This window comes from Devosia subaequoris (assembly GCF_014197055.1).
Lineage (GTDB): Bacteria > Pseudomonadota > Alphaproteobacteria > Rhizobiales > Devosiaceae > Devosia > Devosia subaequoris.
Window position 1 is genome coordinate 1 of the sequence record NZ_JACIEW010000018.1, and the last position, 9,476, is coordinate 9,476.

Annotated in this window: 6 protein-coding genes; 3 read left to right on the plus strand and 3 right to left on the minus strand. The window is 54.6% G+C overall.

All coding sequences use genetic code 11. From position 1 onward, the window contains the following. Positions 1-37 precede the first annotated feature (37 nt). Positions 38-220, minus strand: a complete 183-nt coding sequence (locus GGR20_RS18190; RefSeq protein WP_183312777.1) for a helix-turn-helix domain-containing protein — start codon at positions 218-220, stop codon at positions 38-40. 21 nt (positions 221-241) lie between these two features. Between GGR20_RS18190 and GGR20_RS18195 the strand changes: the two genes are divergently transcribed. Together GGR20_RS18195 and GGR20_RS18200 are read left to right on the plus strand one after the other, a co-directional pair. After that, entirely contained in the window at positions 242-1,543 is a 1,302-nt protein-coding gene (locus GGR20_RS18195; protein WP_183312778.1) for an SIR2 family protein, read from the plus strand. 71 nt (positions 1,544-1,614) lie between these two features. Further along, positions 1,615-3,582 carry a helicase HerA domain-containing protein gene (locus GGR20_RS18200; RefSeq protein ID WP_183312779.1) on the plus strand — a complete coding sequence of 656 codons (1,968 nt, stop codon included), beginning with the start codon at positions 1,615-1,617 and terminating at the stop codon, positions 3,580-3,582. A 744-nt stretch (positions 3,583-4,326) separates the two neighbouring features. On the opposite strand, the gene GGR20_RS18205 is transcribed toward GGR20_RS18200, so the two are convergent. Further along, positions 4,327-5,361: a TIR domain-containing protein gene (locus GGR20_RS18205; RefSeq protein WP_183312780.1), complete on the minus strand. Its 1,035-nt coding sequence runs from the start codon at positions 5,359-5,361 to the stop codon at positions 4,327-4,329. A gap of 1,713 nt (positions 5,362-7,074) precedes the next feature. Between GGR20_RS18205 and GGR20_RS18215 the strand changes: the two genes are divergently transcribed. Further along, positions 7,075-7,419 (plus strand): sunset domain-containing protein, encoded by a 345-nt coding sequence (locus GGR20_RS18215; RefSeq protein WP_183312783.1) that lies wholly within the window; start codon positions 7,075-7,077, stop codon positions 7,417-7,419. On the opposite strand, the gene GGR20_RS18220 is transcribed toward GGR20_RS18215, so the two are convergent. After that, positions 7,408-8,298: a hypothetical protein gene (locus GGR20_RS18220; RefSeq protein WP_183312782.1), complete on the minus strand. Its 891-nt coding sequence runs from the start codon at positions 8,296-8,298 to the stop codon at positions 7,408-7,410. The genes GGR20_RS18215 and GGR20_RS18220 overlap by 12 nt on opposite strands. Positions 8,299-9,476: the final 1,178 nt, after the last annotated feature.

Below are 9,476 nucleotides of genomic sequence, written 5' to 3' on the forward strand. Positions count from 1 at the left end.
GAATGCAGTCTGAAACAATTTCTAAAACGAATTCTAGCTACTCAGCTACTACGGGCATAAGCAGTTGAGATGCCGAGACAGACAGGCCATCGGCAATCTTATACAACACTGCCACGGTGGGGTTTCTGATCCCTCGCTCTACTCTAGATATGTATGTCCGGTCTAAGCCGCGAGCGACTTCCCTATTAGCATCTTGTAAATCGCCGGAAATGGTGCCCATTTCCTGATAAGGAGTGGGGACATGGATCTTTCAAAACTGCATATAATTAAAGCGGGCGAACATATAGAGGCAGTCGACGCCCTTCCCGTGGGTGATGATCTTCCCAAGTGGGAAAAGTCGGGCCGCAAGAAAATTGAGCCCTGGTTATCTGCCCTATTCCAATCCGAACATTTGTCACTTCTTTTGGGCAGCGGGTTTACCGTTGCTGCATGTCACGCTTCTGGCTGCAACGCCCAAGGGATGGGACAGATAGACTTTGGCCTACCGCTTAACGCCCGGGTCCTTGCAGAGGCCACGCGCCGGGCTGTTAAAGCGGGACGAGGCACGGCAAACATTGAGGACCAACTCTCAGTAGCCTTGGCACTACAAGAGGGGCTTGCAATAGCTGGTCAAACAGAAGATGCGGCCGCTTGGGACAGCGCGATCAATTCGGCTCTGAACGCGTTCCTAGGCAGTATACTTGAGTCTGAACGAGCGTTCGCCAATGCACAGAGTGGTCGGGGCGTTGAGTTGATTTCGCGCCTGGTACTGAGCTGCGCCGCACGAACAGCTTCAAGAGAGCGGCTTCACATCCTCACAACCAACTACGACAGATTTGTCGAGAAGATCGCAGACGTTGCGGGACTTCATCTGGTTGACCGGTTTGTTGGAGCCCTAGAGCCCGTATTTCGGGCTTCTCGCCTGCGCCTCGACATGCATTACAATCCGCCAGGCATTAGGGGAGAGCCGCGACTTCTAGAGGGGGTCTGCCACTTTTCAAAGGTTCATGGCTCGCTAGATTGGGTGTCTGATGGGGACACAATTGTCCGAAAGCCTATTGCGTTCGGCGCGGGTGGTGATCACCCTTCAATACCTAGATCCCCGTTGGGCAACGTGATGATCTATCCAAATGCGGCCAAGGATTTGGAAACCGCAGGGTTTCCTTTTGCCGAACTATTCCGGGATATGTCCTCCCAGTTGGTGCGGCCAAATTCAACCCTGGTTACATACGGCTATGGTTTTGGCGATGAGCACATTAATCGCATAATCGGGGACATGCTGGCGCTGCCCTCAACACACCTCTGCATCATTTCGTATGGCAATGCCGGCAACAAAGTCGATCCCCATGACCGGATCAGGACCTTTTACGAACGGGTCGCCCGGCCTCAACAGTTCACTTTGTTGCTGGGCTCTCACTTCGCTGCCCTGGACACACTGGTCGAGACTTATTTCCCAAGCCCTGCCCTTGATCCGATTTACTTCCGGAGAGCGCAGCTTTTGAGCAACCGAGGCCAAGGAGGTGAAGCGGAGGAGACTTCCATTGAGCAGGAGCCAGCGAGATGAGTGGGGAAATAAGGCATCTTGCTGATCTAGTTATTGGCACCGTGTCGTCTGTCCAGCCGCGAGAAATACAAGTGCGGCTCACCCTGGATGCGCCACAATCGATCGCCCTCAATGCGGGCGTTCCAACGGCGTTTCCGCGAGTCAATAGCTACGTATTGCTCCCCAATGAAGCCGGAGCAACGGTGGGTTTGGTGAGCCGGATTTGGGTGACGGAGGCGGGACCTGTGTCAAGCGATGACCGCTTCGTGGCTTTGCCGTTCCCGACCAGGAGGTTGGCGGTTACGCCCGTTGGTACTCTTCTTCTAGACGGCGAAAACTACCAGCTAGAGCGGGGCGTTACAGCGCTGCCAGGAGTGGGTGACATCGCTCTAATCCCCTCGGCTAGCCAGCTCAAGTCCATCGTTGAGGGGAATGGAGAGGACCGCCGTCTTCTTCTCGGAACTGCCCCCTTTGGCAACAACTCACGCGTGATGGTAGACCCCGACAAACTCTTTGGTCGCCACCTCGCGGTGCTAGGAAACACTGGCAGCGGGAAGTCATGTACTGTGGCTGGATTGGTCCGTTGGTCTATGGAGGCGGCCCAGGCACAGATGAGCGAGAAGGTTGGACCGAGAAGCCGATTCATTATCCTCGATCCCAATGGCGAGTACGGAGCGGCCTTTCAAGGCGACTACAAGAACGTGCGAAGGTTTGTGGTCGGGAAGGAAGAAGGGGCGGTCAGCCTTGCGGTCCCCGCTTGGCTTTGGAATGGTCAGGAATGGTCAGCCTTCACTGATGCCAAACCCGGCTCGCAGCGGCCTCTGCTGCTCAAGTCCCTCAGGACGCTGCGAAATGCAATGGTGGGGGATGACGCTTTTCTTGGCCTGATGCGTCGAACCGTAGGTGGGCATCTCACGCTACTTCGTCAAATGCGTGCGGGCTACCCGCAAAGCGTTCAAGAATGGCGAGACAACAAGAGTCTAGCCGAACAACTTGCGGGTATTGCCTCGGGGTTGCGGTCAGATCGGGACAAGTTGGACGACCAAAGTTATATGGAATTGCGCGCAGCCCTCACAAGCGTGGCTGGCCATATTGAAGGGGTTTTGGCAGGTAAAGAGTGGTCACCGGGGAAGTACAACACGTTTCAGCAGACCGACATAGATCAGCCCATCTCGTGGCTTGCCGATGACCTACTGCCATTGCTCCCCCTAGAGGCCACGTACGAGCTTGGGGAAGACAACCCCACAGAGTTCGACATATCGGCGCTGCCTATAAGGCTAAACGAAATGGCAATCGCCCAGGGGTCTGGGGCAGTTCAACACGTGGAACCCCTAGTCAATCGTATCGAAGTAATGCTTTCCGACTCCAGGATGCGGCCGATTGTGTCACCAGAACCGGGCAGTATCAGCCTATTGGATTTTCTAGCGGGTTTCTTGGGCGACGACTCAAGTCATCGGCAGGTGGTGATTGTGGATTTGTCGCTGGTACCGTCAGACGTTGTCCATATAGCGGTATCGGTCATAGCCCGCCTCACGTTCGAAGCCCTCCAGCGGTATCGTAAGGCGAATGCAAAGCCACTGCCCACCACCATCGTGCTGGAGGAAGCGCACACATTCGTGCGAAAGGATGGCGAGTATGGTCTGAGTGCCCCGGCCGCCGATACATGCCGACAAACGTTCGAACGCGTTGCTCGGGAAGGCCGCAAGTTCGGCTTAGGCCTCGTACTCTCTTCGCAGCGGCCGTCGGAGCTTTCTCCAACGGTATTGGCTCAGTGCAACAGCTTCCTCCTTCATCGGCTGGTCAATGACACAGACCAGGCGTTGGTGCGTAAGCTGGTTCCCGACGCGCTTGGAGAGTTGCTAGGAGAGTTGCCTACGTTACCCTCTCAACAAGCCATCCTGTTAGGGTGGGCCGCTCCTCTTCCGGTGCTTGTGAGAATGCGTGATCTACCAAAGCACCAGAGACCCCAGTCGGACGATCCCGACTATTGGGACGTTTGGACGCGCAAAGTCGACCGACCTGTGAATTGGCAACCCATCGTCGAAGACTGGCAGACCTAGCTCTTGTCTTGGGATGGGCTCGTGATCGCGTCCATCGCTCTAGCTCGGCAAAAACATCCAGGGCGAATGAATGTGCAATCCCTATATCCATACCTCCAACCGGGCGGCCATCGCGGCCATGGTACGGGGTTTCAAGCGGGTTCGAGCTTGGCGCCGACAAACTGGAGCCCCAACCGAGCAAGAAGAAGGGCGGCACGTGGTTTGCCTTCGATGAAAGCTGCTCGCTCGCATTCTTCGCCGGGATATGGGTCAAGGATTGGACGAGCTTGCGCAAGGTCCGCACCGGACTTAAACCACCGACCTGTTCGGGTTCCTGACTTGTGAGCCGAATGATGTGGTGGGCTCAATCCATATGAAGGCCATGCCGGTCATCCTGACGGAGCCCGACGAAATCGAGATATGGCTGACGGCACCCAAAGAGGAGGCCATTAAGCTACAGCGGCCATTGCCTGACGGCGTGCTAGAAATTGTGGCAGTGGGCAAAATGCAGGATTAGTCCGACTAGGGGTGGAAAGCGGGAGGGCGGGTTTTGTATGAGCTGGCGGCAATAGCAGGCAATACGCGGCGGGACGATTGGGACCAAATGAAGCCTGACCGCTTCTTAGCAGCATCACGTCGAGCAGCCACAGGACTGATCTTCGGTAGGACAAACGGCGTACTACGATCGAGGGCGCAGACGATGTTCTGGAAGGCCTGCCCGCTTCAGAAAGCGAGTGCGGACGTGATTTCACATCTTGCGGCCAGTTAAAGATTGTCTTCCCAGAATTCCTGATCGGTGTAGTCGGTGACCTTACCCAGCTCTTCCAGCTCGTCGATGAAATCGGAGTTGGCGGGGTCGTCCATGAATTCTTCCACGGCCTTCAGAGCCGCTGCGACCTTCTTTAGACGCTTGCTATTCCAGAGAAAATCGTGAGGCACGTCAGTGTCGATCACATTGTACTTAATAGCGGCATTCACATCTTCTTCGTCATCCATGGTATTGTTACGGATACGTGAAGCCTTGCCGTAGCGATCCATTATCATGTTTAAGAAGAATGGCTGAGACAGCCTAGGAGGCTTTGAGTCGTTGACGTCAGCCATCACGGCGTCGAATTCCATCTCTGGGTCGGCGCCCGCTTTTGACTTTTTGTGTTGCTTAAGATCTTCTTTATCTTTTAGCGCCGAGACCGCTGCAATCTCAGCTTGAGCTTCCTGGTACAACTGATCAAGGTTGTCGCGCTCATTCTCGACTTCTTCCAGGCTTTTCTTCAAGGCTTCATATTCGGCGGCGCCTACGTTTGATGCTGGCTTAAGCTTCTTAAGCTGCGTTTTCAGATCCGACTTCCAAGCGGTCTTTTTCTTTTCCCAATCTTGCTCGGTGCGGTGCTCGAGCTGGATTCCTAATCCATGGATTAACTGACGCAGATCGATGAGTTTTTCATGGTTTTCGATGCTCCAAGCCTGTTTCAGACCAAGCGTACGTGTCACCACGTCGAACTGCGTCGGAGGCACAACAATCGGCAATGTGTGCAACGACTTGGACCATGCAGCTCCCAATTCCATCATGCAGAACCAGCTCTCAGTGTAGCGCGGTGTCATGAAGGTGATCACCAGCTTTGGCTTCTGGATTTTCTCTTTCATGTAGTCATTGAAGTCGACTGTCAGCGGCACGTCATGTCCGCCAATGCTTGAGCAAAAAATCGACTTTGCGGGCACGCCAATCGCCTCCTTCAGGAAGGAGACGAACTTTTCAACCAGCGGTTTGTCGTCGGTCGCGTGGCTAATGAAGATGTCGGCCAAATCCAGCTCCCCGGGCACAATCGTTTTCGCGATCAAACATATGCGCCAGTAGTTTAGCAAGAGGTGGCTGACCATTCCCGACGCAACAGGGTCCCCGCTATGGTGCCTGCAGCCTGTGGGGGTTAACGGCGTTCAAAATATTGAGCACCTCGGATACTTCGGGCATGCCATCTGTGGTGACAGGCTACTTGCCACTTGCTGGATATTGGAGGGACGCCTCAGCGGGCTGAAATGGCGTGCAAAGCGACCCTAAGCGATTGGGCCTCTTCGCTTGCCATCGGGCGAATGGCAGCTTCTTGGACCTCGTCGAAAATGAGAACGACTGAAGTGGGGTCGAAACCCGTCACTTTTAAGCACAAGCAGAGGGCGTTCCTTCGAGCGTGGGTCGGTACCAAGTCATTTCAAAGCTTCGGCTCCCGCAACATGGCGCCGACAACTTCGACTTAAGTTTCGCAATCTCGAAATCGTAGCCAAGAGCCGGCACCAGAGTGGGCAAATCCAGTTCAGCCTCTACCCCGCAAGGCTTGGTCGCCTTCAAACCCTGGTGGTGCCTCTCACACCGAATGAAGCCCCTCCATTTCTCGTGCATGGCCCTTCCCACTGTCGGCGGCATCGATGGTGGAGGCACGTCACGGCGTATCTGGCATTTGTCCTGATTGTAATTGGTGCTGTTGACTGCAGGAGGGATCAAAGCGCGTGGGCATTGCCCGAGCTTCGCGAGCAACACCATCGCTTCAGGCAATCCAACATCACCGACCAGTTCGGCCAGTCTGTCCGCGCGGTACTGGCCTTTGCGTCCGCAGGGCTCGCATTTGAAGCGAAGCGGCGTTGAGCCCATCTTCTTTATGGTGTCGGCGGGCATCGGCTTGGCGGTAATTATCTGTTCTCTTTATGTTCTGCCTCTGTCTCCCTGCGGAGTCAAGAAGGCCCGCCTGATCCAGTGAGTCGCGTATTGCCCCGTCACTTGTGACTGGGAGAAATCCCAATGCTTAACGATTGGTGAACAAAAATCTTGTCCGTCAGTGCATTGCAATGTTTAGCTGCCCGCACTGTTGTGGGGTGATCTATGTTCACGAAGTCTATAGTCGCGCTTGGCGCAGTTTCGTTGCTGGCTGCGTGTGCAACACCGCCCAAAGATTTCTATGCGGACCCGACCAAACCAAAAGACACAGCCCTTTGCCGTGCACATCTGGAAAGCCAAGACTCGCAATTCAAGACCGATACTGCGGTGGAGCTGACGCGACGCGGGCTGACACTTGAGGAGTGCCAAAATCGCGTGGCGATGGAATCGGCTGCAGTCGTGGGAATCGCTGCCGTAGCAACTGGGGTCGCTGTGGCTGCCGCATGCTCTGGGGGTGGCTGCACCGGATATTCGGCCCCTTACTTGCCCTCCTCAGGTGACTACGACTGTTGGGGTGGTGGGGGCGATGGGCCCAACTATGTGCGAGGGCCAATTCGCCTGACTGGCCGCGATATCTATGATCTAGATCGTGACGGCGATGGCATCGGCTGTGAACCTTACCAAGACTGGGGAGCGTAGTATGACGCAACATCAAGTCATCAAGGGCTTCGCAGTAGCGGTCATGGCCCTACTTCTCGTCGGCTGTTCAGATTTCATGAGAGGGCGGCCATTCGGCATGCCACCAGGCCCCGCGTGGAATGGCGTTGACCTGGATTGCGCTGACATAAGCGGACCTGTTTGGGTGGGCACTAATGATCCTCACAGGCTCGACGGTGATGGAGACGGCATCGGATGCGAATGATTGTTCCCGGCGAAGTCAGTTCATCGTCGATGCGCCAGAAGGAAGAAAGATGCTAAGGAATGCGCTTTATGCCGCAGCGGTAGTTTCGACGGCTTTGTTTGTGCTGAATGCCCAAGGTCAAGAAAACCGACCTTGCAACATCAAGGGCAACGTCAGTACCCAAGGAGAGCGCATTTACCACGTGCCCGGCCAGAAATACTACAACGACACAAGGATCAGCGCTTCACACGGGGAACGGTGGTTCTGTTCGGAAGAGGAAGCAAGGGCTGCTGGCTGGCGAAAATCACGGGTGTAATCCGATAGACCGATCGAGCGCTCGCCTAGCGCGGATTTCATTAATTTGCACTTGAGACAAGCGCTTGCGCCGGAGGTTGATTGTGCCCCCAGTCCTAATGCGGAATTCCTCCTCCATGACCCACGCTAACTCCGCCTCGTCTGCTTGAGCACACAAGAAGCTGTCATGAACCGGTAGGACCACGCGGCCGGTCCGAACGAAATGCAGCATCACCGTCTCTGCAATATCGGAATCTAGTTTCTGCAGCCGGAGCCCGTACCCGGTTCCGAAGTATGGTCGGTAGGGCTGGTAATGACTCTTCACGGCTTTCAGAAAGTCGCTCCACGTCATGCCGATAGACTCTTCATCGAAACCATCGACGGGTTTGATTGATGTTCCACGGGCATTAATCAGAGCGTTAAAGGTGGCCTTCACGATAGGCTTGTTGCCAATGCCAATCTCATAAAACCGTCCACGTACTGGTATCCCTAGTCGGTGGCTTAGGGCGGTGGGGTGCATCGCAGCGTAGTCCAGCTCGACAACCTTTGAACCGGCTATATTGATGTAGGGTCGCCAACGCTTGGGCACCGCCTGCCACCACCCCCCGTAGAAGCGTCCGCCCTGTTCGAATGAAGCGTTATTATAAACTCGGTACAGAGAACGCTGAGTTTGGTCCAGCGTCGCCTCCTCTGCCTCTTCCCCATCGCTGTGCTTTCTGGATATGTGATCCAGAATTGCCTCCCATTGCGAGTCAGATACGTCGAGCCGAATTGGTATTTGCTGAACCTGCGCATTTATCGTCGACAGATTATCCGCCTGTCTTTGCAGCTCCTCGTCCCATTGAAATGGGATTCTTCGCTTAAAGCCGTCTCTTGATTTTCGTGCACGCAGCTGGATCAAATCCTGAGAAGGGGATCGCCAAACGTCTTGTTCGGAGATTGAGTCATCCCAGACTAGCTTCCGGAACTTGTCGCTCGGCCACAATCCCGCAGAGCGCCTGTTTGCGCTCAGAGGCGATGCGCGCCCATCTAATTTAAGTGCCAAACCGGCTTCGACCAAAATGTCTGAACACGCCTGTACGCTAGACGCTGTTATGTCCGAGCCTAACCAAAACCTGTTCTCGGCATACCAAGTCTTGCTTGAAGGCGTTTGCAGCCACAGGCTTCTACCGGAAAGTATCAGGCAGGTTAGGTTGAGGCACAGCACTGCCATTGTTCGTCGGCATTTACCGCGAAAGGAGGGGGAATCCGCTTTTCGTGGACGCCGGTGTGCATCCAAAAGCCCTTGGAGCTGATCCAACATACCTCTAACGCGACCAGAATAGTCTAGGTAAGGCCGGATCGGGCGCCCGGCTGCCTTAGTGAAGTTTGGCATATCGAACCTTGAGTCACTGTGCATTGCTCGTATCCAAGGCGTGGTTCGCACGTTCAACCATCTCACTCATTACCCGGCGATCTTCCCCTCTCCTGCTGGCATGTCGGAACCCCACGGACCTTGTGGAGACAAGTCGAGCCACTTCCCTCCACAGATCTATGTTCGCGATCGTCTTGCCGTTGCGCCTAAATCCGTTCCGTTCAAGGGTTGCTAGGTCTTGTGCTTGTCGCAGAACGACACGGTGAGCGACGACACACGTCACTGCGGTACCCTCTTCGACACGCTCTAGGGCATGCACAAGTCCGAGGAGCTGTAGGCAATGGTCTGACCTAGTTGCGGTCACTTGGCCGACCTCAATGTGATCGTAGCTGGCCGTCACTGGGTTAAATCGCTTCCAAACGTAGACGCCTTGTCCGGGCTTCATCAGCATCTTGCTGGTCACATACAGTTCGGTCCTGGTGCGATTAATAGTTCTGCGAGGCATGTGCACTCTCCTTTTAAAATGGGGAGCTGCGCCTTACGTCCCAGAAAAGCAATTCGTCAAGAGAAAAACTGGATCCAGCGAAGATAAAACGCCAAATCTGATCTTTTTGGGCCATGTTTCTAGAGGTTTATACAATAAACTATAGAATCAATATGAGTTTAATATGCCCCTATATGTTTTCTTGTCAGATTTCTAGTTCAAGGAAACTTCTTTTCTCTCT